25 protein-coding genes are annotated in these 22912 nt (G+C 35.0%); 8 read left to right on the plus strand and 17 right to left on the minus strand.

The annotated features are described in order from the left end of the window. Nucleotides 1-137 precede the first annotated feature (137 nt). A complete protein-coding gene (locus ACUXVC_RS18190) occupies nt 138-1085 on the minus strand; it encodes a 3'-5' exonuclease (RefSeq protein WP_048655766.1) in 948 nt (315 codons plus the stop codon). Nucleotides 1086-1200: 115 nt separating this feature from the next. Beyond that, nucleotides 1201-1776 carry a TlpA family protein disulfide reductase gene (locus tag ACUXVC_RS18195; protein WP_000269086.1) on the minus strand — a complete coding sequence of 192 codons (576 nt, stop codon included), beginning with the start codon at nt 1774-1776 and terminating at the stop codon, nt 1201-1203. 252 nt (nt 1777-2028) lie between these two features. On the opposite strand from ACUXVC_RS18195, the gene ACUXVC_RS18200 reads away from it, so the two are divergent. Continuing rightward, nucleotides 2029-2286, plus strand: coding sequence for a hypothetical protein (locus ACUXVC_RS18200; RefSeq protein WP_095690386.1), 258 nt, complete (start codon nt 2029-2031; stop codon nt 2284-2286). A 38-nt stretch (nt 2287-2324) separates the two neighbouring features. Here ACUXVC_RS18200 and ACUXVC_RS18205 read toward each other — a convergent pair whose 3' ends face one another. Together ACUXVC_RS18205 and acnA are read right to left on the minus strand one after the other, a co-directional pair. Continuing rightward, nucleotides 2325-3959, minus strand: a complete 1635-nt coding sequence (locus ACUXVC_RS18205; protein ID WP_095690385.1) for an ABC transporter ATP-binding protein — start codon at nt 3957-3959, stop codon at nt 2325-2327. Nucleotides 3960-4076: 117 nt separating this feature from the next. Beyond that, nucleotides 4077-6800, minus strand: a complete 2724-nt coding sequence (acnA, locus tag ACUXVC_RS18210; RefSeq protein ID WP_000238555.1) for an aconitate hydratase AcnA — start codon at nt 6798-6800, stop codon at nt 4077-4079. A gap of 291 nt (nt 6801-7091) precedes the next feature. Between acnA and sspO the strand changes: the two genes are divergently transcribed. After that, nucleotides 7092-7241 (plus strand): acid-soluble spore protein SspO, encoded by a 150-nt coding sequence (gene sspO / locus ACUXVC_RS18215; RefSeq protein ID WP_000518057.1) that lies wholly within the window; start codon nt 7092-7094, stop codon nt 7239-7241. Nucleotides 7242-7282: 41 nt separating this feature from the next. Here sspO and pdaB read toward each other — a convergent pair whose 3' ends face one another. Both pdaB and ACUXVC_RS18225 read right to left on the minus strand, forming a co-directional pair. Next, on the minus strand, nt 7283-8008 hold the full coding sequence (gene pdaB, locus ACUXVC_RS18220) for a polysaccharide deacetylase family sporulation protein PdaB (protein WP_141241000.1): 726 nt from the start codon (nt 8006-8008) through the stop codon (nt 7283-7285). Nucleotides 8009-8054: 46 nt separating this feature from the next. Beyond that, on the minus strand, nt 8055-8318 hold the full coding sequence (locus ACUXVC_RS18225) for a hypothetical protein (RefSeq protein ID WP_098127245.1): 264 nt from the start codon (nt 8316-8318) through the stop codon (nt 8055-8057). 121 nt (nt 8319-8439) lie between these two features. Here ACUXVC_RS18225 and ACUXVC_RS18230 point away from each other — a divergent pair, with 121 nt between their 5' ends. Both ACUXVC_RS18230 and ACUXVC_RS18235 read left to right on the plus strand, forming a co-directional pair. After that, nucleotides 8440-8562 (plus strand): small acid-soluble spore protein P, encoded by a 123-nt coding sequence (locus ACUXVC_RS18230; protein WP_000517654.1) that lies wholly within the window; start codon nt 8440-8442, stop codon nt 8560-8562. Between the two features lie 123 nt (nt 8563-8685). Beyond that, nucleotides 8686-9066, plus strand: coding sequence for an Hsp20/alpha crystallin family protein (locus ACUXVC_RS18235; RefSeq protein WP_000516758.1), 381 nt, complete (start codon nt 8686-8688; stop codon nt 9064-9066). 48 nt (nt 9067-9114) lie between these two features. On the opposite strand, the gene ACUXVC_RS18240 is transcribed toward ACUXVC_RS18235, so the two are convergent. Further along, nucleotides 9115-10353 carry an MDR family MFS transporter gene (locus tag ACUXVC_RS18240; protein ID WP_048655769.1) on the minus strand — a complete coding sequence of 413 codons (1239 nt, stop codon included), beginning with the start codon at nt 10351-10353 and terminating at the stop codon, nt 9115-9117. 67 nt (nt 10354-10420) lie between these two features. Beyond that, entirely contained in the window at nt 10421-10828 is a 408-nt protein-coding gene (locus tag ACUXVC_RS18245) for a hypothetical protein (RefSeq protein ID WP_000965149.1), read from the minus strand. A gap of 137 nt (nt 10829-10965) precedes the next feature. Between ACUXVC_RS18245 and ACUXVC_RS18250 the strand changes: the two genes are divergently transcribed. Next, a complete protein-coding gene (locus ACUXVC_RS18250; RefSeq protein WP_340720107.1) occupies nt 10966-12168 on the plus strand; it encodes an alanyl-tRNA editing protein in 1203 nt (400 codons plus the stop codon). Between the two features lie 43 nt (nt 12169-12211). Here the strand turns inward: ACUXVC_RS18250 and ACUXVC_RS18255 are convergent, their stop codons facing one another. Next, nucleotides 12212-12655 carry an NUDIX hydrolase gene (locus tag ACUXVC_RS18255; protein WP_144465629.1) on the minus strand — a complete coding sequence of 148 codons (444 nt, stop codon included), beginning with the start codon at nt 12653-12655 and terminating at the stop codon, nt 12212-12214. A gap of 104 nt (nt 12656-12759) precedes the next feature. Here ACUXVC_RS18255 and ACUXVC_RS18260 point away from each other — a divergent pair, with 104 nt between their 5' ends. Next, a complete protein-coding gene (locus tag ACUXVC_RS18260; protein ID WP_144465630.1) occupies nt 12760-13341 on the plus strand; it encodes a DUF6434 domain-containing protein in 582 nt (193 codons plus the stop codon). Between the two features lie 8 nt (nt 13342-13349). Here ACUXVC_RS18260 and ACUXVC_RS18265 read toward each other — a convergent pair whose 3' ends face one another. The 6 genes from ACUXVC_RS18265 to ACUXVC_RS18290 form a co-directional block, all read right to left on the minus strand. Further along, on the minus strand, nt 13350-14441 hold the full coding sequence (locus tag ACUXVC_RS18265) for an acetyl-CoA C-acyltransferase (protein ID WP_144465631.1): 1092 nt from the start codon (nt 14439-14441) through the stop codon (nt 13350-13352). After that, nucleotides 14434-15897: an acyl-CoA synthetase gene (locus ACUXVC_RS18270; protein ID WP_446025811.1), complete on the minus strand. Its 1464-nt coding sequence runs from the start codon at nt 15895-15897 to the stop codon at nt 14434-14436. The genes ACUXVC_RS18265 and ACUXVC_RS18270 overlap by 8 nt, the downstream gene beginning before the upstream one ends. 66 nt (nt 15898-15963) lie before the next feature. Then, nucleotides 15964-16539 (minus strand): biotin transporter BioY, encoded by a 576-nt coding sequence (locus ACUXVC_RS18275; RefSeq protein ID WP_001093334.1) that lies wholly within the window; start codon nt 16537-16539, stop codon nt 15964-15966. Between the two features lie 123 nt (nt 16540-16662). Next, nucleotides 16663-18276 (minus strand): long-chain fatty acid--CoA ligase, encoded by a 1614-nt coding sequence (locus ACUXVC_RS18280; RefSeq protein WP_063548343.1) that lies wholly within the window; start codon nt 18274-18276, stop codon nt 16663-16665. Nucleotides 18277-18444: 168 nt separating this feature from the next. Beyond that, nucleotides 18445-19233, minus strand: a complete 789-nt coding sequence (locus ACUXVC_RS18285; RefSeq protein WP_339326427.1) for a helix-turn-helix domain-containing protein — start codon at nt 19231-19233, stop codon at nt 18445-18447. A 443-nt stretch (nt 19234-19676) separates the two neighbouring features. Next, nucleotides 19677-19880 (minus strand): hypothetical protein, encoded by a 204-nt coding sequence (locus ACUXVC_RS18290; protein WP_095690379.1) that lies wholly within the window; start codon nt 19878-19880, stop codon nt 19677-19679. A gap of 152 nt (nt 19881-20032) precedes the next feature. Between ACUXVC_RS18290 and ACUXVC_RS18295 the strand changes: the two genes are divergently transcribed. Next, nucleotides 20033-20839 (plus strand): GNAT family N-acetyltransferase, encoded by an 807-nt coding sequence (locus ACUXVC_RS18295; RefSeq protein WP_095690378.1) that lies wholly within the window; start codon nt 20033-20035, stop codon nt 20837-20839. Nucleotides 20840-21010: 171 nt separating this feature from the next. Then, entirely contained in the window at nt 21011-21214 is a 204-nt protein-coding gene (locus ACUXVC_RS18300) for a CsbD family protein (RefSeq protein WP_095690377.1), read from the plus strand. 85 nt (nt 21215-21299) lie between these two features. Here ACUXVC_RS18300 and ACUXVC_RS18305 read toward each other — a convergent pair whose 3' ends face one another. Both ACUXVC_RS18305 and ACUXVC_RS18310 read right to left on the minus strand, forming a co-directional pair. Further along, a complete protein-coding gene (locus ACUXVC_RS18305; RefSeq protein WP_071731640.1) occupies nt 21300-22286 on the minus strand; it encodes a HoxN/HupN/NixA family nickel/cobalt transporter in 987 nt (328 codons plus the stop codon). Continuing rightward, nucleotides 22273-22905 (minus strand): AmiS/UreI family transporter, encoded by a 633-nt coding sequence (locus tag ACUXVC_RS18310; protein WP_048655778.1) that lies wholly within the window; start codon nt 22903-22905, stop codon nt 22273-22275. The genes ACUXVC_RS18305 and ACUXVC_RS18310 overlap by 14 nt, the downstream gene beginning before the upstream one ends. Between the last annotated feature and the right edge of the window lie 7 nt (nt 22906-22912).

Here is a 22912-nt window from a genome sequence, read left to right on the forward strand (position 1 = left end):
TACTTATGCTCAGTAATGTACTCTGCTCTTAAAATGAAAAACATCTCCGTCAAATTTACATACTTAGTATGCGAATTCAGAAGATGTTTTTTCCTGTACCACAATTCGGGTTCACTTCAAAATAGCACACGGAGTTTTTATACCATAACGTTTAAATACTCTTTCAACTTTTCATCTGCATTCATTTCATTTTCTTTATAATCATGAAGCGCCTGTAATACAAAATCATACTGTTCTAAAATATAACTTTCTAATTTCATAACATCCTCTAAGCTATTCAGCATAATTCTCGTATTACCAGCTTCACTATTTAACGCTGGTTCACATGTTAAGCTTGTACATATTTCTTTCACATCATCTTCTAATATCTCTGTTAATACATATTTCTTTCGCCCTTTTACCTTTAATCTCATAACTGGATAAAAAGCTTTTATATCTAAATAACTTCCTACATGCATACAACGTAGCCATTTTACATTACGTTTATTACGTTCAAGCATTTCTTTCACCGCTTCGTATACTACGGTTTCATCGAGTAAGACCTTATTTACTTTTCTCTGTCCTTCTTCTTCAATAGCTGCACACTTTTGATAAACAGCAGCACATGTAATACAATCGTCAAATGCATTATGGGAGCTTAAACGAATTCCAAGCATTCTTTTTAACGTTTCAAGTTTATGATTAGGCGCATGCTTCATGTATTTCTTTGCTAAAAATACAGTATCAATTACTTTATTTGTAGGTTCGGGCAGCCCAAGCATATTTACATTACTTTTCAAAAAGCGCATATCAAAAGAAGCGTTATGGGCGACAATAACATTTGTATGTAAAAATGCTAAAAATAAAGGTAACACTTCTTCAATCGTCGGCGCATCTGAAACACGATAATTAGTAATACCCGTTAAACTCGTTATTCGGTCCGGAATTGGACGTTCTGGATTCACATAGGAAACAAATTGATCTACTAGTTCATGATTACGATATTTCACTGCTGCAACTTGAATAATTTTATCATTATAAGGGTTAAATCCTGTTGTTTCAAAATCAATTACAACATAATCTAACGGTAAGGATATATTCCCCACTCCATACACTCCTTTATCTCTTAACAATTATATTTCTTTTATCATATCATGAAGCTTTCACTACTTGAAAAAGAAAAGGCAGAAATGGCTACTTTCCATCTCTACCTTTTCACCATTACTTTAATTTCGCAATCCTTTTTTCCATCTCTTTTTGCGTCATCGGCCCAATAAACTTATCTTGAATGACACCTTTTGTATCTATAAAGTACGAAGTTGGGATCGTAATTACTTTATACGCTGTCGTTACATCAATGTTCTTGTCCAATAAAACAGGAAAAGTAATTCCTTTTTCTTTAGCAAAATTACTTACCTTTTCTTCCCCCCCACCTTTTTCTGAAGGCGTATAGTTGATTGCTAAAATTTCTACGTTTTCTTTATGTTCTTTATAGAAAGCCTCCATATCAGGCATTTCTTGCTGACATGGTCCACACCACGTAGCCCAAAAGTTTAAAATTACTTTCTTTCCTTTTAAATCCGATAACTTTACATTTGTCCCATCTAACTTAGTTAACTCAAAGTCTGGTGCACTCTTCCCTATCTCAATACCATTCCTTGCGATAATCTCTTTCATCGCAGCTTCACTTTTTTCTTGCTTTCCTTGTACCGCCTGCTCTTTATTACCAAACTGTTCATAAGCTGCATATCCCGCTAAACAAAGTAACACTACAATAATCGTAAGCTTCCGCCACATTTTATATCACCCTAACGTATTTATCTTCTTTTAACACATTCATCAAAATGCTATATACCTTATTTTAGCTTATACGGACAAGCTTGGAAATATTCAGAGTCGAAATAATTAGAATATTCTTATTCAATGTGTGATTTTTTCCTTTTTATCATATAATTAGAAAAACAGATGAAATGTTGTTTATCTTCTTATGGGCCCATTCACCTTTTTACTTTCGTACTTATATAAACTTCAACAAAAGGGGGATTTTTTATGAATTCATTCGAAAAAATAACATTATATATTCTTAGTTTTCTTTTATATCCAATCGGTATTATTACATGGATCATTTCACTCTTTAGTAACGATCTTGAAAAAAAGAAAGTAGGACGTATTTGTCTCTACATTTCTCTAGTCTCATTCGCCCTTTTCTTAATTCTTGGAATTGCCACTTTCCTTATGACTGCTACTTTTAACGTAGATCTAAATCATTCAGAATCTATCCAATATCAAATAAATGATGTTGAATAAAGATAAGGTCACTGCTCTTATCTTTATTCACATCTCTTTCAAAATGAATGACTATTTATTAATTTTTCAGGACTTCCACATGCAACAATACTTCCTTCTCTCATTATGACAACACGATCCGCTAGTATCACTTTCTCTACATCATGTGTTGCCACAATTCTCGTTACATCTCTTCCTAGTCCTTCAATCATATTCCAAACAGTTTCTTGATTACTCGGATCTAACCCCGCAGTCGGTTCATCTAAAATAATAAGATTCGGATTTGAACCAATTGCTCGTAATAATGCAAGACGTTTTCTTTCGCCTCCTGAAAACTCTTCACCGCTTTTATGTAGCACAGTTTGACTCCCTTCAGGTAACCCTCTAATAATCGGCGTTGCATTTATAAGTTCACTATTTTTTTCTAACTGATTTTCTAAACCCTCTTCCCCGAAATACATATTCTCTGTTACCGTCGTTCGGAAAAAACGTGGTTCTTGCCACACTGTAGTCATTCGAGCCTTTTGACCATAATAAACAACACTACCGTTAGATGGTTTATACAAACCTGTCATTAATTTTAAAAGCGTTGTTTTTCCTGCACCACTTTCTCCGACAATGATAACGAATTCACCAGGATTAATTTGCAAATCAATATTATTAATTCTACATTTCTCTTCTTCACTCTCCTGAAATGAAACATTTGTTATTATCATCCCCATCGCTCTTTCTACATTACTATCTGCCACTCTTTTATCTAAAAAGGAAAAAACTCTATTTGCCGAAGCGACTGCAACTTGTGTCGTCATTAATAAATCGCCCACGTAACGGACTGGGAAAAAGAGCATTTCAATTGTAGCTAACACTGCAACAAGTGAACCAACTTCCATTTCCCCTTTCATTATTTTTTGTGCACCTACAATGAGAACAACGATATATGCTCCTGTTTCAATCACTGTTTCAACTACTCCAATGCAATGTTGCATCATCGTCTTCTTTACTTCCGATTTATAAGATTGTGCCGTTACTCCTTTAAATAAGCGAATGGCCCATTTTTCTTTTTGTAAACTACGTAAATCTTGTATACCCTTTACAAACTGTGACACCATCTCTACAACACTCGATTGATTTTTTTGAGCAATGCTTGCAATATCCCTTACCTTTCCTCCCATCAGTATTGGAACAATTGCACTTAAAAATAAAAACGGAGTTACCCACAATATAAACTGCAAATCTATATGTTGTAGTGCTATGAAAGCTCCAATAAATTGGGCAATAGCGTGTATATACTCTATTAATATAGAGCCATATAATCTGACCCAGTTCGGAATATCAGATACGACCAAAGTTTCTAACTCCCCTTGCTTAATCTTCTCACTCTCTTCAAACGATAATGAGAAATAGTGACGCAATAATTCTATACGTTTCGTTTGTAATATACGTTGACTGGCTTTTGAGCTTATATAATCAAATAAAAGATTGTTCGTCCACATTAAAAAGCGAATACCCGCAAACAAAGCTATATATAAATACGCACCTTTTAGCTCCCTTTGAATAAGATTGTCTACAATTAATCCCATGAAAATTGGGCGTGATAAATTTAAAATGGCAGCAATTATCCCACTACATACAGATGCCATTACTAATATTTTCTCTTTTCGTAACGGCAACAATATTCTTTTATATTCTTTCATGACGTTCCCTCCACTTTTCGTAGTAAAAAGAAAGGGATGAAACCATATGGTTTCATCCCTTTCCATAAAATAAGGAAGCTAACTATTGTTAGCTTCCTTATTTTTCATTTCAATTATTTAGTTCGACACTTTTGACTCTTCGATTTTCTCACGAAGAACCATTTGCAGAATACCACCGTGACGGTAGTAGTCAATTTCTACTTCACTATCGAAACGAGCTACTACTTCAAATTGTTTTTCGTTGCCATCTAAATCAGTTGCAACTACTTTTACAAGATCGCGTGGTCTAACTGATTTGTCGATTTGAATTTCAAATGACTCGTTACCAACAAGGCCTAATGTTTCAGCACTTTCGCCATCTTTAAATTGAAGTGGTAATACACCCATTAACACTAAGTTACTGCGGTGAATACGTTCGAAGCTTTCTGCGATTACTGCTTTAATACCTAATAAGTTAGTACCTTTCGCAGCCCAGTCACGTGAACTTCCCATACCGTAATCTTTACCAGCAACAACTAGAAGACCTGTTCCATCTTCTTTATATTTCATAGCAGCATCATAGATTGATGTTACTTCACCAGTTGGCCAATATGTTGTATATCCGCCCTCTGTTCCTGGTGCGATTTGGTTTTTAATACGGATGTTTGCAAATGTACCACGCATCATAACTTCATGGTTACCACGACGAGAACCGTAAGAGTTAAAGTCAACTGGTTGTACGCCGTTTTCTAATAAGTAGCGTCCAGCTGGTGTGTGCTTACCAATTGAACCTGCTGGTGAAATGTGGTCTGTCGTTACAGAATCACCAAATTTACCAACTATGCGTAAACCTGATAACGTTTCAACTTCACCTGGCTCTTTAGATAACCCTTCAAAGAATGGTGGGTTTTGAATGTATGTTGAATCATTATCCCAAGTATATAAAGCTTCGTTTGAAGTTTGGATTTCATTCCAACGCTCATTGCTATTAAATACTTGTGCATATTCTTTCTTGAATAGTTCAGATGTAACAACGCTTTGAACTACATCTTCAATTTCTTTAGCTGATGGCCAAATATCGTTGAAGTAAACAGCATTGCCATTTGCATCTTTACCGATTTCATCATTTTTCAGGTCAATATCAACAGTACCTGCAAGTGCATATGCCACAACAAGTGGTGGTGATGCTAAGTAGTTTGCTTTTACAAGTGGATGAATACGACCTTCAAAGTTACGGTTACCAGATAAAACAGATGTTACTAATAAGTCGTTTGCTGCGATTGCTTCTTCTAATTCTGGCGCTAATGGACCAGAGTTACCGATACAAGTCGTACAGCCGTAACCAACTGTTTGGAAACCTAATTGATCTAAATATGTTGTTAAACCAGACTTATCTAAGTACTCTGTAACAACTTTAGATCCTGGTGCTAATGATGTTTTTACGTACTCAGGTACTACAAGTCCTTTTTCAATTGCTTTCTTCGCAACTAGACCTGCCCCAATTAATACATATGGGTTTGATGTATTTGTACAGCTTGTAATTGCAGCGATTGCAATTGCACCTGTTTTCATCGTTACTTCTTTATCTTCTAATGTAACCTTCACTTCTTTATCGAACTCTTGCTCATTAAATCCAAGTCCTTGTGTTCCAACTGGTGCTACAACAGCTTTGTGGAACGCATCTTTCATATCTGAAAGTGGAATTAAATCTTGTGGGCGTTTCGGTCCAGAAAGGTTAGATTCAATTGTATTTAAATCAATTTCAACCAGATCAGTGTAGATTGGATCTTTACTGTCTGCTGTATAGAATAAACCGTTCGCTTTACAGTATTCTTCAACAATACGAATTTGCTCTTCATCTCTACCTGTTAAACGTAAGTATTCTAATGAAATATCATCGATTGGGAAGAATCCACAAGTTGCGCCGTATTCTGGTGCCATATTTGAAATTGTTGCACGGTCAGCTAAAGGCATGCTCTTTAGTCCATTACCGAAGAACTCAACAAATTTACCAACTACACCTTTTTGACGTAATACTTGTGTTACTTTTAATGCAACGTCTGTTGCTGTAGTACCACTTGGAAGTGTGCCAGTTAATTTCACACCGATTACTTCAGGTACTGGGAAGTATGAAGGCTGTCCAAGCATTCCTGCTTCTGCTTCAATACCACCAACGCCCCATCCAAGAACGCCAATACCGTTAATCATTGTTGTATGTGAGTCTGTTCCAACTAATGAATCTGGGTATGCAACTAAGTCACCTTCAGCATTTTTCACAGCATGAACAACTGGTGCTAAATATTCAAGGTTTACTTGGTGTACAATGCCTGTAGCTGGTGGAACTGCACGGTAGTTATCAAATGATTTTTGTGCCCAGCTTAAAAATTTATAACGTTCTTCATTACGTTTAAACTCTAAGTCCATGTTGAATGCAAGCGCGTCTGCCGTACCCGCTCTATCAACCTGTACAGAGTGGTCAATTACAAGGTCTACAGTAATTTCAGGATTAATTTTGTCAGGATCCCCACCCATGTCTGCCATTGCTTTACGAAGCGAAGCCAAATCAACAACAGCTGGAACACCAGTGAAATCTTGTAAAATTACACGAGATGGTTTAAATGGAACATCGATATCTTGCACATCTTTCGTTCCCCATTTCGCTAAATTTGTAACATGCTCTTCTGTGATTACACGTCCGTCTACTTGACGAAGTACTGATTCAAGTAAAACTTTCACGGAATATGGTAATTGAGATACGTTGCCAACCCCTGCATTTTCAAGCGCTTTCAAATCATAATAATGATACGTTTTTCCATCTACTTCAAAAGTTGCACGTGATTGAAATGGATTATGTTTGACCATTATGTTTCCCCCCTGTTAAACGTGACTGAGTTGTCTGAATATAAAATGTAGACAAACTTTTCAATACCTTACGATAATATCTTATTACAACTTTCTAAATAAGTAAATAATAAGAAACTTATAGATTATCATAAGTTTTCTTTATGTTTCTAAATTTGAATAGCTTTCATGCTCCTTATGAATACTATTATCATAAAGTAAAGTGCTCTATCAGCGGTTTACTTACAGTTCATACATACTATGAACTGCTCATCATTCAACATACAAAAAATGTTATAGAGGTGAAATAAAATGGGTAAAAGAAAAGCAAATCATACTATTTCAGGAATGAATGCTGCATCTGCACAAGGACAAGGAACTGGTTACAATGAAGAATTTGCAAACGAGCCTTTAACTCCAGCAGAGCGACAAAATAATAAGAAACGTAAAAAGAACCAGTAAAGAAAAATCCCAAAAGGTCTATTTTCCTTTTGGGATTTCTTCTAATGTTTATAACGTAGTAATTCCGAAACCGTTACAAATCGATAGCCCTGTTTTTTCAGCTCAGGTAAAATTTTTGCTAGCGCTGCTACCGTTTGACTACGATCATTCCCTCCATCATGTAACAATACAATATCGCCACTTTTAGCATTTTTCACTACATGATTTACAATGGATTCAACCCCTGGATTTGCCCAATCACGCGGGTCTTGATGCCACGACCATAGAACGGTTTGATAACCGGCTTCTTTCGCTGTTTTAAATACAGCATCGTTAATATATCCGCCAGGAGGACGGAATAGCAAAGGTTCTTTCACCCATTTTTCAAAAAATTTCTTTCCATCCAGAATGTCATTTTTCAATTTTTCATCTGATGAGTTATTTGCATACAAATGATTCATCGTATGATTTCCAATTTCATGCCCATCTTTTAAAACTTGCTTTACTAAGTATGGATTACGCTGAACTCGAAATCCAATCATAAAAAATGTCGCTTCCGCCTTATATTGACGTAATAAATCTAAAACTTGTGGTGTATACGTTGGATCTGGCCCATCATCAAATGTAATTGCAATAATTTTTTCATTATTAGGTACTTCCCATGTTACATAACCAGTTGGTTCTAACTCTTTTCTGAGCAACATTTTCGCTTCCACTTTTTCCACTTGAAATATATGTACTGCACATAGCAAAGAAAAAACTAATAGAAAAATTTTCTGTTTTAGCATAACGTTTACTAAAGCAGCAAGGTTGTCGAATAGACAACAACCTCATTTACTTTTCTAATTGATCTACATTTCGCATTATATTTTGGAGATTCTTTTCATATTGCTCAAGTTGTGGACGTTGTGTTTCTGAAGCTACCTCTAGTGCATTTTGAATTTGTTCATATGCTTCCTGAACCTCTTGGCGTAACTCTTTTAAATCATGACCGTAGTTAGGGTCATTTTTCACAATATTATTAAATGCATTTTCTGCTTGTGTAACTCCTTGCTGTGCCGCTTGAAAGGCTTGTTGCTTATCTTTATGATATGGCATTATATAATCCCCTTTCTATAATTGTTAGTCCCCTTTATCTTTACCTTTTTTTCTAAAAACATTCTCGTATAAAATCGCCAACTTCTCTCATTCTAAAAAGAAAGAGGAGGTGTCATATACAATGGGTAAAAACAACCGTGAATCAAAAGAAAAACAAGGACAACCTGAACCATTAAGCGGATCTCATAAAGTAAAAAACCGTAACCATTCACGCCAAAAAAAACATTCACATCATGATATGTAATAAAAACATTCACATACCGTGCACATTCAACATAAAATGTTTGTATTTCATCATTTATTCTTCACCTCTGTTTCATTCATGCATAACATGATATGAATTGATATTTTACGGAGGGTGTCTTACATGGGCAAGAAAAAGAAGAATTGTCTTTTTCATGTTGATGGTTTCGAAGAATGGATGGATCAATTTTGTTCCGATTCTTATAGTAACTTTAGCTTTCCAAATCAAATTCACATCGATCTTTGCGAAACCGAAGAAGAATATATTTTGGAAACAGATGTACAAAATGTCACGGAACAAAATGTACTCATTAAAAAGTTAGAGACAGGCCTAGCTATATGCATACTTCATAAAAACATTTCCTTACAACGAACAATCCCTTTACCTACTACTATCATTTATAAAAAGATGCTAGCCTGCTTAGAAAACGGATTTTTAGCCATTCATATTTCCAAAAATGAAGTTGCTGATAAGCATGAAAAAAAAGTTCTTTTTTCAAATTAAGAGTTAATATAATTCAAACTAAGCCCCAGTTGGTTACTGGGGCTTATGTTATTTCGCATGCATTTCTATATTAGAATTTCTATCATATCTTTTTTTCGATAAACCTTTTGTAACTAAAAGCACAGGAAATGCCACAGTTGAAAATATAGCTAATGCTGAAAATACCGCAAACCCATTTTGGTACCCGTAGTAATCGAGAAGTACTCCTCCGAACCACGGACCTATTACTGCTCCAATTCCCGAAAAGCCCATCGCACCGAAGTATGTTCCTTTTAGATGCGCAACAGCAATATCATCAATAAATACATCCGTCATCGAAAACATTAAGACTTCTCCAATTGTAAAAATAATTGTACAAACGGCAGCACCTAGCATAGATTCTACTATTCCAAAGCCAAATAATCCCCCGCTCACAAATAAAGTCCCAACCATAATTGATGTTAACGGTGTATACTTTTTGCACATTTGAATAACAGGGTATTGGATCATCACTACAACAATTGCATTTAAAGCGAGCATATATGAGAATAGCTTCACCCCATCCTCAAATATATGTGCATTTGCAAAATATTGAGATACTGTCGTCGTTAAATGTGAAAAACCGCAATTACTCAAAATAATACCGACTAAAGCAACTAAAAATACTATATCTTTTCGCAATATACGTATTGCATTTAGCATTGTAACAGGTTTTTCTGTACTCAATTTCTTTTTTTCCATTGGATACTTCTTAAATTGGAACGCTAATATAGCTGTATATAGAATATATACCCCAGCTGCTACTAAAAAAGGAATTGTTGATTTTGCACTTCCAATCTGTAATCCAACAATTGGTCCAATTGCAACTCCAACATTTATTGCACCGTATCGTAAATTATAGACGAGTAACCGATACTCAGGCTTTGTTAAATCTGATAATAATGCTCTTGATGTTGGCTCAAAAAACGACCTACATAATCCATTTAAAGCGTTTAATAAAAAGAAACTTAAAACATGATCCGCAAGTGAAAAACCTATAAACACAAAAATCCAAACGATCATGGACCAGAGCATAATCGTTTTCCGGCCAAATCGATCTGATAAATTCCCTCCGATAAAACTAGCAAAAACACCAACAAGTGCACTCGTTCCGATAATAGCACCAGTCATTCCAGCTGATACACCTTTAACAGTCGTTAAATAAATCGCTAAAAAAGGGATACTCATTGAAGTTGCAAACCTAGCAAACAATGTCCCTAAAATAATACTCATTCCAAGCGGATGAATATGCTGTAACTTCCCCTTCATCGTTAAACCTACTCTCTCTATTTTCACAAAAAAAAGAAAGCAAAGGATCTGCTTTCTTTTCCTTTTTCTATACTTGAGCTGTTGATACCCGAGTTGTTCTCGTTATGTCCATATCAATTCCATATGTGAACTGTAATTCTTTACACACATCTTTAATTAAGATTGCGACATTATACTTTTCATTAAATTGTAAAACTATGTTTTCTACTTCTTCATATGTATACTTATATTCCCCTGTAATGACACTTTTTAGATCAAAGCATTCGTTAATACAAAGTTGTACAAGTAGCTGGTCATATTTCTCTATTACATCTTCTTTCTTCCAAAGTAACTCTTTTACATATAATCGATCAAACTTCACACTTTCTCGATTACAATCCGTTAAAATCCGGGTCATTTCGTTTAATTCTCGATATAATTCGGAAATATTTCTACTTAAACTAAGCAGTTTATCTACGCCGTTTTCATATAACATATTTATTCCACCCCCGCATTTTCTTCCCCTTATTATAGCAAGAAAATTCTAAAAATAGTTTCTTTCTTCTGAAATATTAGGAAACTAATTTTAATTGCATTACAATGAAACTAGTTAATGCGAGAGGAGAAAGAAAATTGGAGCACAAATTATATTACACTGACGCTTATAAGCAAGACTTTACTACTAAAATTATAAAGCAAGATTATGATAAAGACGGTAACTTATACGTTGTTTTGAATGAAACAGCATTTTATCCGACAGGTGGCGGACAACCATATGATACTGGTACATTAAATGATATCAATGTAATCAATGTAGAAGAGATAAACGGAGAAATTCGTCACTACATTGCAGAACAATTACATACAGAAGACGTAGAAGGTAAAATCAATTGGGAGCGCCGTTTTGATCATATGCAACAACATGCAGCTCAGCACATTTTATCTGCTGCTTTTTGGGACCATTTTAACATACCTACAATTGGATTCCATCTTGGTAAAGAAACAGTAACAATTGATTTAGAAACAGAAAATCTTCATGCAGAAACGGTTGAAAAAGCAATACAAATTGCAAACAAAATTGTTTTTGAAAACCATCCAATCAGCATCCAGTGGATGGACTTAGAAGAAGCGAAAACGTTGCCCCTTCGTAAAGAACCGACTATGACAGAAAATATACGGGTTGTTATTATCGAAAACTTTGACTACAACGGCTGTGGTGGAACGCATCCGAAACGAACTGGTGAAGTTGGTCCTATTCAAGTACTAGGATGGGAGCGCAATAAAGGTGGTATACGCTTAACGTTTATCGCTGGTTGGCGTACACTTAAATTAATGGGACAACAGCAACAAATTATGAAAGATGTTTCTAAACAATTAAACAGTAGCGAAACTGATATTCCAGCAAAAGTGGCGCAACTGCTTACTTCTCAAAAAGAAAACGAAAAAGCAATACAAACAATGAATGAAAAATTATTATTTGCAGAGGCAAATGAACTACTTCTACAGCCTATAAAAATTCATGCTGACATACTTATTTCTAAAGTATTTACAAATCGTTCTATGCAAGAAATCGCAAAGCTTTCCGCTATTATTACAGAACAACAAGAGCATGCAATTACGTATTTCGTCATCGAAAATGATGACAAACTACAATGTATTCTCGCTTGCGGAAAATCAGTATCACTCGATATGAATGCTCTTTTAAAAGACGCTCTTCCTACAATCGAAGGAAAAGGTGGCGGAAATAAGAAGAGTGCTCGCGGTGGCGGGAAAGCAATTATGAGCGGAGATGAATTTTTAAATCAGCTTGTTTCTTCTTTACAGTCAGCAGTTTAAAACATGTTATGAAGGATAGCGAACGGCTATCCTTCCCCTATATTTACAGACCTATATTTTGTTTCAAACCTTGATAACTCCCTGCATTTACAAAACCTTCACTTATAAGATTGATAAAAGTTTCCGAAAAACCATAATGACTTAAATCTTTAATCGGCACCATTTGCACATCATGAATTGGATTATGATCAAACTCGTTAGAAGGTAGCATAATTTCACCTTCAATCCTTTTAAGCAAAAACGTTATATGTAATAAAGATGGACTGGCATCCGGTTTATCACAAACATAGAGTAGCTTCTTAATTTTAACTTCTAATCCCGTTTCTTCTCTCATTTCTCTAATCATCGCCTCTTCTAACATTTCACCATTCTCCACTCTTCCTCCAGGTAAAGACCAATTCCTATTAGCAACTTTTTGCTTTACTAGCAATAATTTTTCACCTTCAATTAAAATTCCCGTAACACGAACTTGCATTACATTTTCCATATGTAATCTCCTCTTCCCATTATATTTACAAATTAACCCTTCCATAAAAAGAACATACGTTTTATAATTGAAGAAAATTATGGAAGAAAGTAGTTGTTACATTCATGCGTCCAACTTTAACAAAGTCTATATCACTTGAAGATTTCCAAAACTATTATTGGTTAAAAGCAGAACTCCAAACATTTTGTCGTGAGAATGGGTTGCCAGCTAGTGGCTCTAAGATCGAAATAACCGAGCGTATCTCACATTATTTAACTACTGGTAAAATATTAAAAAACATCTCTGTTCAAAAGGTGAGTAAAGCTTCCCTATCCTATAAAGACCTTTCTCTTCAAACGATTATTACTAACAATCACCGCTGTAGCGAAGATGTTCGTGCTTTTTTCAAAGAAAAAATCGGAACAAACTTCCGCTTTACAGTAGCTCTTCAAAAATTTTTCAAAGAGAATGTTGGAAAAACATATGAAGACGCAATAACGTTTTGGTATGAAGAAAACGAACGAAAAAAAGATCCTACTTATAAAACAACTATCAGCTCTCAGTTTGAATACAATCGTTTCACTCGCGACTTTTTCGAAGATCCAAATAACAAAGGGAAATCAAAAGCTGATGCGATCGCTGCTTGGAACGAAATAAAAGCAAAACCTGGTAGCAATGCTTATGTTCCTCAAAAAGTAGAAAACTAATTACCTCGCTAGTCTTCTACTTTCTCAAATAATAGCGCAATCCCTATCCCGCCTCCAATTCCTAATGTAGCAATTCCATATTTCATAGACTCTCTTTGTGCCTGATAAAACAAACGTGTTACAAGCATAGCACCAGATGCACCGTACGGATGACCGAGCGCAATTGCTCCACCATTTACATTTACTTTTTCGTACGGAATTTGTAACTCTTTTGCACAAGCAACAACCTTTGAAGCAAATGCTTCATTTATTTCAAAATAATCGATGTCCTCTATTTTCATATTCATTTCGTTTAATAATTTGTTCACCGCAAATATCGGACCAGTCCCCGGAAGATTTGGATCTACTCCCACTACAGCACTACGAACGAAACGAAGTACAGGCTTGTATCCTAATTTTCGGGCTTGCCCCTCTTCCATTACAAGAACGGCACATGCTCCATCATTTACACCACATGAATTCCCCGCCGTTACTGTACCATTTTGTAAAAATGCAGGTTTTGTTCTTTTAATCATTCGTTCATAATTCATTTCTAGCTTTATAGATTCATCTAATACTCCATTAAAAGACAATATTTCATCATATATAAATCCTTTTTCTAATGCTTGCAGTGTTCGTCTGTAACTGAGGCAAGCATACTCGTCTTGCATTTCTCTCGTGATGTTATAACGTTCTGCAACATATTCAGCCGCTACTCCCATGTCAGGATCACCAATTGTTTCAGGTGAAAATCGTGCTCTTTTTTGAAAAGGTGACGTACTTGTACTCTCTACTCCCCCGGCGATATAACACTTACCTGCCCCGCCTTGAATGAGATAACACGCAGTTCGAATTGCTTCTAAACCAGCACCACATTGCCGATCAATCGTTACACCAGGAATATGATAGCCAAGTCCCGCCTCTAAAGCAGATAGTCTCGCAATATTCCCTCCTGGCCCAACAACATTACCTAATATGACATCATCTATTTCCCTCTCAATCCCTTTACTTAAAAACGTAAGAAGCGGCGTTGCTAATTGCTGAACTTCATACTCTTTTAACATCCCATTCTTCTTACCAATAGGTGTTCTTTTCGCCTCTACAATAACTGCTCTATTCATATATTTTCTCCCGGTTTTCAATCATACTTTTCGCTTCCATACGAGCGATCTTCCCACTATTTGTATAAGGTATTCCATCTACAAAATGCCATTCTTTCGGTATTTTAAAAGAGGATAATCTCTGTAAGCAAAAACTCTTTAATTGTTGTTTCGTAGCACTTCCTTTTACGATCGCGACGGGCTTTTCACCCCAGTAACTATCTTTCACACCAATTACAACTATTTCATCAACAGCTGGGTGTTCATGTAATACACTTTCTATTTCTTCTGGATAAATATTGATTCCTCCAAATAAAATCATATTCTTCTCTCTACCAACAATATATATAAAGCCTTCTTCATCTTCATAGCCTACATCTCGCACTGTCATCCAACCTTCTGCATTCAACTCCCGTGTTAAACCCCCATCTATTATGTATCCCATAAAAAACTGATCACTTTTCACATAAACAGTTCCTATTTCACCTTTTTGTACTTCTTCGCCTGCTTCATTACATATTCGAACTTGCACATTATGACAAGGTTTTCCTACTGAATTTGGCCTTCTTTCGCTTTCTGCATCGACTAGTGCTGTTACAAAACTTAACTCTGATGCACCATAAAATTCATATCTTTTCGCATAAGGAAATATATTCTTTATTTTTTCTTTCGCTTCAGCTTCCCATTTCGCTCCTGACGAAATAATTTTCACTTTATTTTCTATTAATCTACTTTTTTTATATAAAGATTCAAGCATTGTCGGAACTGTATACATAACTGATATATTTTCAGTTTCTAACTTATCTAATACTTGATTTGGAAAGAACTTTCTCATAATGTGCACTGTTTGTCCTACATATAATGCACTTATTGCCCCGTATAAGAAAAGAGAATGAACGAGCGTCCCAGCTATTAAAATCGAATCCTCCCTTTTCATATGAAAGTCATGTACATTACAATCAAAACTATGAACCCACGATTGTTGTGCACGTAAAAATGCTTTTGCTGTTCCTGTTGATCCTGATGTAAATCCCATATAAAAAGGAGCATGTTGTACACTTTCTACAGTGGAATATGTAGGAAGATATTTCTCTATCATTCTTTTCCACTCATCAATTTCAATTACTCTTCCTTCTTCATCCAATAGATCATTCACCTTATATCGTTCTGTCACAATCATATCCGAATTACTAATTTCAATTCTTTCTCTGAGCTCATCTTGTTTCCACTTTATATCTAACGGAACACAAACCCACCCGGCCATAGCGGCACCAGAAAATAGTTGTAAAAACTCTATACGATTTTCTAATAGGATTGCTATCGTTTTATTCTTCGATTTTTTTTCATTTAACCAGCTTGCTACTTTACAAACTGATTCAAACCACTCTTTATATGTTAAAACTCTATCATTTTCCTTTATCGCTATTTTATTTGGTTGTAAAGAGGCATGCTTTTTATATTCTTTTGTAATCCCCATATGAGACGTCCTTTCTTTACAATAATAATAAAAAGAAACACGCAATTAACGTGTTTCTTCCCTTTATCATCCCGCATTTGTATATTTTCCATTCTTTAAAGCGGGCGTAATAATATGTTTCAATGAACGATGTAATTTTGTTACGAGAACTGCCGCAATAATTGCTTTTATACAATCCCCTGGTAAAAACACAGCACTCACTTTCATTGTCTCCCATACAGAAACATCCATTAAGAACGCTTGTACAGTAATACCAAATACATAAACTACGAAAATACCACCAATTATATTAATACATAATACTTTTATAATAGAAACTTCACGTAAACGCTCAATTAAATAACCAATAACAAACGCCCCAATGATGTAACCAAGTAAATATCCTGCACTTGGTCCAACAAATACACCAAGGCCACCGCGTCCACCAGCAAGCAATGGTGCTCCAACTCCTACAATAAGTAAGAAAATAAGCTGACTTAACGCACCTAGACGTGATCCTAACAACCCACCCGCAAGCATAACACCGAGTGATTGCAATGTAATTGGAACTGGTGTAATAGAAAGAGCAATCGGAGGTATTAACCCTAACACTCCCATAATAGAACTAAATAAAGCGACAAAAACTAAGTTTTTTGTATTCATATTTGCTTCTCCTATTTGTAAACTTAAAATTTATTTTAGATAACATATCACAAAAATTATATTATCTTTCCACTCCTCTTTTGTCAACCATTAATGTATTAGAGTTTACAAATAGAAGTTCACTTATTTCTCTCTATGCAAATGCTCCAGTTCTTTCCGAAGCGCCTGTTTTAAAAACTTCCCAACAGATGTTTTCGGTATTTCTTCCATAAAGACAATATCGTCTGGCAACCACCACTTCGCAAACTGTGGTTTTAAAAACTCATATATTTCTTCTTTTGTAACCGTACTATTTTTCTTTTGAACAACGCAGGCAATTGGTCGCTCTTGCCACTGAGGGTGAGGAACTGCAACGACAGCCGCTTCAAATATAGCATCATGTGCCATTAAAGCATTTTCAAGATCGACCGAAGAAATCCATTCTCCCCCGCTTTTAATAACATCCTTCGTACGGTCAACAATTTTCACGCAACCTTCCTCATCCACTGTGACAACATCACCAGTATATAACCATCCATCGCGAAAACCTTCGACAGTACGATCATCGTTATAATAGCTTTCAGCGATCCAAGGTGCTCGTAAACATAGTTCTCCCATCTCCGTACCGTCCCACTTCACTTCACCATTTGTACCGACTACTTTCATCTCTACACCAGGGACAAGATACCCTTGCTTTGATCTAATTTCTAATTGCTCTTCATACGATAATTCTGTTTCATAACTTTTTAAACGTGCAAGTGTTACGAGTGGGCTTGTTTCGGTCATACCATATGCATGGATGAAAGGAACATTGTGTTTCTGTTCAAATGCTTTAATAACACTTTTCGGTGCGGCTGCACCACCACATAGTATTCTCGTCATACTAGATAAATCATAACTATTATTTTCTAACTCTTGTAATACACCGAGCCAAATTGTCGGCACACCGGCAGCTAACGTCACTTTTTCAGATTGGATCATTTCTAATAAAATTTTCGGCGTAAACATCGGTCCTGGAAGAACTTGTTTTGATCCAAACCAAGTAGCAGCGAAAGGAAGCCCCCAAGCATTCACATGGAACATCGGTACAATTGCCATCGCCGCGTCACTTTCCGATAAAGCAGCTGTATCCGCTAAACCGAGTGCCATGCAATGCAGTACAGTACTACGATGCGTATATACAACACCTTTCGGATTTCCTGTAGTCGCTGACGTATAACACATACCAGCAGGTGTATTTTCATCAATATCTTTTACAAATTGGAAAGTTGGATCGCCTTCTTCTAATAGCTTTTCATAATGATATACAGGCTTCAGCGTAGTATTTGGGAGTTCATCTTTATCAGTCATAATAATGTAAGCTTGTACAGTTGATAATTGTGATTGAATATTTTCAACAAGCGGTATGAGATCTTCATCTATAAGTAGAATTCGGTCTTCTGCGTGCTGAATAATGTATGAAATATGTTGAGGAGATAAACGAATGTTAATTGTGTGCAAAACAGAAGCAATACCTGGAATAGCAAAATACGCTTCCACATGCCGATGATGGTTCCACGCTAATGTTCCTACACGTTCACCTTCTTTAATTCCAAGCTTTTTCAACGCACTGGAAAGTCTTCTCGTCCTTTCCCCTAACTGCTTATACGTTAACGTTGTAACTGTATCATGCGTCCGTGAAACAATTTCTTTCTTCGAAAACAGTTTCTCTGCTCTTTCCATCATAGAACTAATTGTTAGCGGTACATTCATCATCATATTGGTTATATCCCCCTTTAAAACGTTTTCATTTTCCGTTTATTATAACAGACTTCTACAAATGATTACGATATTTTTCTGTATTTTCTGAATTATTTCTTTGGAAATAATTCAGAACGATAAAAAACATGTTTTGAATACATTGATTCGAAACATGTTTTTTATTTTTTATAAACTATCTACCTTTTTCCTTACTTTCTTTTTCAATTTAAAAATAAAACGATTACTGTATTCCTTATTTTCTACTAAAATCCGATACGTCTCTAACACCCCTAACACACGAACAAAAAGATAAACTCCGATAGCAATAAGTACAACACAATAAGGATAATACTGTACGAGCTCTCCTGAAGTAATTCGTTTTTTCTCAAATAAAAACGGTATCGCTCCTGCGGCAATAAAACAAAATCCAACAATCACCACTGCGGCATACTTCTTCTTAATAATCGCATATCTTTTGGTCAATTCTTTTAGAAAGTTTTGATCAAATAGTAGTTCTTCCTTTTTCAATACATTGTATCGACTCTCTTCTATCGTTACAGGTGCCATCATTGCTCCGATCCCAAGCACTACAATGATAATGACAAGAAACGTAGACATTGTTGCATTTTCTTTAAATAATAAGTACGGTATTGTAGATAAAATAAGCAAGCTAAATCCTAATGCAATATATTTAGAAATTTTTTGTCCATACACTATATACCCTTCTGCCATTTCCTTACTTACATAATAACCATTTTCCTTTTCGTTACTTTGCTCAGCAGTTTCTTTTAATAAATAGTCAAGTGATACTTCAAATACATTTCCAATCATTATTAACTTTTCAGTTTCAGGAAAACCTTGACCGTTTTCCCATTTACTAACCGCTTGCCTTGTTGTGTTTAATTTCTCGGCTAATGCTTCTTGAGAAAGACCCTTTTCTTTTCTTAATTTAAAAAGCTTCTCACCAAATCCCATATGTGTGTCCCCCCTCGTTTTCTTAACTAAATTGTATGTAAACATTGCTCTTACTTCTATCTTCCTGCGGTTGCACTTTGTCAACTTACGGTTGCGATTGTGTTATATAGTGGTTTTGTATACGATTTAGCTATTATTCTTCTATGATTATGGCGTTAATAAACCACCCTCTCCTAATAACCAATTATAACAATTAAAGGTAATTATTGTTATAAAAAATCAAAAAACTCCTTTATTCATTTAAAGGAGTTTTAAATATGAAATATTCCAAGAGGAGCTGTTTTTTCTTCCTCCTACTACCTCACAATTTCTTCTATATATTTTTATGTGTCATATAACGAACTATGTACAGTATATGTTTTCATCTCTTTATCTGAGGCATACTCATATATATGTAAAATATTACTCTTATTAACTACCCTAATAAAACCACTACTCAATAATCATAACGGCTTCTGCTTAAACTTTTCATAATGTCGTACTTTTAATGAAAGGATATTTCCGCAGTCTGTACAAATATAAGCATCCACCGGTGAAGATGTGAACATCGTTTCCTTTTTCCGTATTTGTGCATATCCGACAAACTCACCTTCTCCTATCTTTTGAGAACCACAATTAGAGCATGTCTGCACGGCTTTTTGTTTCATGAGAGCACCACCTTTAATCTGTTTCTACTCCCTTCGACAGTTCAATTCCATTTCCCTTCCAAAAAACTTCTTATTCTCCTACATTACAACAGGAATCTCAAAACAAAAATCGTATATATACTATGAAATATATTTATTAACGGAGGAATTTTATGACTACTGTTATGACACTCGATATAGCAACAGAAATTGAAAATGCAGAAATTGATATGCTCTCTTCTAGATTAGAGGGACTACAAGCAATGAGTGGAAATCCAATGCAAGTGCAAATGAAAAAGTTCGGTAGTGCCACTGCCTTTTCATCAAAAATAATTGCCGGTCCTGCTTTTAATACGATAAAAGGTATTACAAATGCAGATGCGATTGATGCAATCATTTCTTATTATGAATCACTACAAATTCCTTGCCGTTTTGAAATTACACCAGCGCAAGGCACAACTGAACTATTTCAATACTTATCTCAAAAAGGTTTTTACCAATCTAGCTTCCATACTGCTTTGTATAGTATACCGAGAGAGAGTTCATCACTTCTTCCTTCTAATATTACAGTACGAAAACTGAAAGAAAATGAATTTGATATTTTTGCAGACATATATGTACGTGGATTTAATATGCCATCCTTTACAAAAGATGGTGTTCGCCAAAATAACGAAATTCTTTACAATGAACCAGGATGGCATTTTTTCATAGCAGAAATTCAAAATAGCCCTGCTGGTATTGGTGTCCTATATATAAATAAAGGTGTCGCATCATTAGCTGCTTCTGCTACTTTACCGGAATTTCAGCGTAAAGGCTGTCACACTGCATTAATCCAAAAACGAATTAAGACAGCTATTGAATCCAATTGTACTTTAATAGTTGGACAAGCAAGGTTCGGTAGTGGCAGTCAAAATAATATGGAACGTGCCCATATGAAAATTGCTTATACGAAATCAATATGGACTGCAAAAGACATATAATTTACTTTCTTTCTCCTTCCGTTACATTTTTAAACATTTTATGACAATTCCTTTTCTATCCCTTTAATCATTTGAATATTCAAACTAAATTTGTTACGCTATTACTAGATACATCATTCAACTTGCAATATGAAAAGAAAATTCTAATCAAACTACAAGGAGGAGAAATGTATGACTAAGCACGAACACGGTTTAAAAGAAAAAGTAGAAGGTGCCATCGATAAGGTAAAGGGCGAAGTAAAAGAAGTTGTCGGGAAAGTAACTGACAATAAGAAGTTACAAGCTGAAGGAAAATGGGATAAGGTGAAAGGCACTGCTAAAGATACAGTCGGTAATGTGAAAGAAAAAGTACATGAATATAAGGAACATAAATAACAAAAAACACGTTAGATGCATTTTCATCTAACGTGTTTTTTATTTTACTTTATATATAATGAACCAAATAACATACGATATTTTTTTATTTCTCTATACTCTTTGTAAGTGGTTCTTTAAAGACATTTCTATTCCATACAGCAAAAATAATAAGAGAAATAATAAAGAATAAAACAAGACATATACCCAGATAATCAAAATTAACTACCTGTATGAGATTCCAAAACGGTCCCTGTAAATTATAGCTTTCAATAAGCAAAGATAATAGTTGATACCCCCCTATTAAAAAAGCCGTTATAACAGATATTGAGGTAATTAATACATTATATGAATTTCTTATTCGACTATTTTCCATTGCCCACTTATAATTCGTATTCATGAATGTACTATCTAATGTATCCATCAATGACATTCCTGCAGCAAACAAAATGGGAAAAGCAAATATACTGACAAGTGGAATAGATTGACTTGTTGCAGTTACTGTAGAAAGAGCAATTAATCCAATTTCACTCGCTGTATCAAAACCAAGCCCAAATAAAAAACCGATCATATACAATTGCTTCTGACTATCAATAAACGTAAATAAGCGCTGCGTGAAACGGTATATAAATCCCAGGTTTTCTGGCTGTTTGTCCTCTTGACTTCGTAACACTTTAATAAGGTACAACAGATTGGTAAGACCGATAATGATAAGGAATGTACTAGAAACGATTGTACCAATAATACCGCCTATAGTTGAGAAGCTCTCCATTCCATGTTTTGCAGTTTTTCCAATTAAAGCAATTAATACAATCATCACAAATACTACCGTAGAGTGTCCTAATGAGAAGTAAAATCCCACCCCCTGTGAGTTTTTACCTTTTTCAATTAATTTCCGAACAGTATTATCAATTGCGACAATATGATCACTATCAAACGCATGACGCAATCCTAAAGAATATGCAATAATAGCCATTCCGATTATGCTATTACCTTTATACAGTGCTGGTAATAATAAGAGAATTCCAAGCACATGAAGAAATATAATAATAACAAAAAAGTTAGTTGCCTTTTTCAGTTCACTTTTCCACATAGTTACTAGCCCTTTCTACTTTAAATTGAATACTTTTGAAAAAGAAAAGTGCCATAATAAAAACTACAATCGTTATAATAGTCACTAAAATAATTACAAAATTATTTAACACGTCTGTATGATTTGTAAGTGTTAACAGAGCTGGTACTGTTGCAGTAATCCAGGATTCAACGAAGCAAACAATACCTACATAAATATGAATCTTCTTTTTCAATCCATCTTGTAGGAAAAATAAAAACCAAAGGAATGCCCAAAAGAACCAAATTATTGTACTTTGCAGACTTCCACTCTCATGTAATTGATTCACTATTCCCATAACCGTTGCAATGATAGCAACCCAAAGAGAATAGTAACCTACACCTGAAGAATCAAGTTTTAATATATTCGTAAGACCAACATATAAATAAGTAAAACCAAATAAAAAAATAGTTCCATTAGATAGGATAGTCCACTCATCGGATTGACTTCCTGTAAATAATAAATATAATGGTGTCAAAGTTTGTAATGCCCCTACAAATAAATTAAAGTATCCTACACTTTTGCTATCAATGAGTTTAAAAGCTGCTAGTGAATTCATAAATAGAACTGCACCGACAAACAATAATCCCACATTAGTCATAGTATCC

It is taken from the genome of Bacillus sp. N6, assembly GCF_052805735.1.

Coding starts and splice junctions, on each gene's coding strand:
- ACUXVC_RS18310 (WP_048655778.1), bottom strand. CDS start 22,905: ATGACTAATGTGGGATTATTGTTTGTCGGTGCAGTTCTATTTATGAAT.
- acnA (WP_000238555.1), bottom strand. CDS start 6,800: ATGGTCAAACATAATCCATTTCAATCACGTGCAACTTTTGAAGTAGAT.
- ACUXVC_RS18290 (WP_095690379.1), bottom strand. CDS start 19,880: ATGAAACAAAAAGCCGTGCAGACATGCTCTAATTGTGGTTCTCAAAAG.
- ACUXVC_RS18280 (WP_063548343.1), bottom strand. CDS start 18,276: ATGATGATGAATGTACCGCTAACAATTAGTTCTATGATGGAAAGAGCA.
- ACUXVC_RS18255 (WP_144465629.1), bottom strand. CDS start 12,655: ATGGAAAATGTAATGCAAGTTCGTGTTACGGGAATTTTAATTGAAGGT.
- ACUXVC_RS18240 (WP_048655769.1), bottom strand. CDS start 10,353: ATGAAGGGGAAGTTACAGCATATTCATCCGCTTGGAATGAGTATTATT.
- ACUXVC_RS18285 (WP_339326427.1), bottom strand. CDS start 19,233: ATGGGATTTGGTGAGAAGCTTTTTAAATTAAGAAAAGAAAAGGGTCTT.
- ACUXVC_RS18200 (WP_095690386.1), top strand. CDS start 2,029: ATGAATTCATTCGAAAAAATAACATTATATATTCTTAGTTTTCTTTTA.
- ACUXVC_RS18295 (WP_095690378.1), top strand. CDS start 20,033: ATGACTACTGTTATGACACTCGATATAGCAACAGAAATTGAAAATGCA.
- ACUXVC_RS18230 (WP_000517654.1), top strand. CDS start 8,440: ATGGGTAAAAACAACCGTGAATCAAAAGAAAAACAAGGACAACCTGAA.
- ACUXVC_RS18205 (WP_095690385.1), bottom strand. CDS start 3,959: ATGAAAGAATATAAAAGAATATTGTTGCCGTTACGAAAAGAGAAAATA.
- sspO (WP_000518057.1), top strand. CDS start 7,092: ATGGGTAAAAGAAAAGCAAATCATACTATTTCAGGAATGAATGCTGCA.
- ACUXVC_RS18270 (WP_446025811.1), bottom strand. CDS start 15,897: ATGGGGATTACAAAAGAATATAAAAAGCATGCCTCTTTACAACCAAAT.
- ACUXVC_RS18195 (WP_000269086.1), bottom strand. CDS start 1,776: ATGTGGCGGAAGCTTACGATTATTGTAGTGTTACTTTGTTTAGCGGGA.
- ACUXVC_RS18235 (WP_000516758.1), top strand. CDS start 8,686: ATGGGCAAGAAAAAGAAGAATTGTCTTTTTCATGTTGATGGTTTCGAA.
- ACUXVC_RS18300 (WP_095690377.1), top strand. CDS start 21,011: ATGACTAAGCACGAACACGGTTTAAAAGAAAAAGTAGAAGGTGCCATC.
- ACUXVC_RS18260 (WP_144465630.1), top strand. CDS start 12,760: ATGCGTCCAACTTTAACAAAGTCTATATCACTTGAAGATTTCCAAAAC.
- ACUXVC_RS18265 (WP_144465631.1), bottom strand. CDS start 14,441: ATGAATAGAGCAGTTATTGTAGAGGCGAAAAGAACACCTATTGGTAAG.
- ACUXVC_RS18275 (WP_001093334.1), bottom strand. CDS start 16,539: ATGAATACAAAAAACTTAGTTTTTGTCGCTTTATTTAGTTCTATTATG.
- ACUXVC_RS18305 (WP_071731640.1), bottom strand. CDS start 22,286: ATGTGGAAAAGTGAACTGAAAAAGGCAACTAACTTTTTTGTTATTATT.
- pdaB (WP_141241000.1), bottom strand. CDS start 8,008: ATGCTAAAACAGAAAATTTTTCTATTAGTTTTTTCTTTGCTATGTGCA.
- ACUXVC_RS18225 (WP_098127245.1), bottom strand. CDS start 8,318: ATGCCATATCATAAAGATAAGCAACAAGCCTTTCAAGCGGCACAGCAA.
- ACUXVC_RS18245 (WP_000965149.1), bottom strand. CDS start 10,828: ATGTTATATGAAAACGGCGTAGATAAACTGCTTAGTTTAAGTAGAAAT.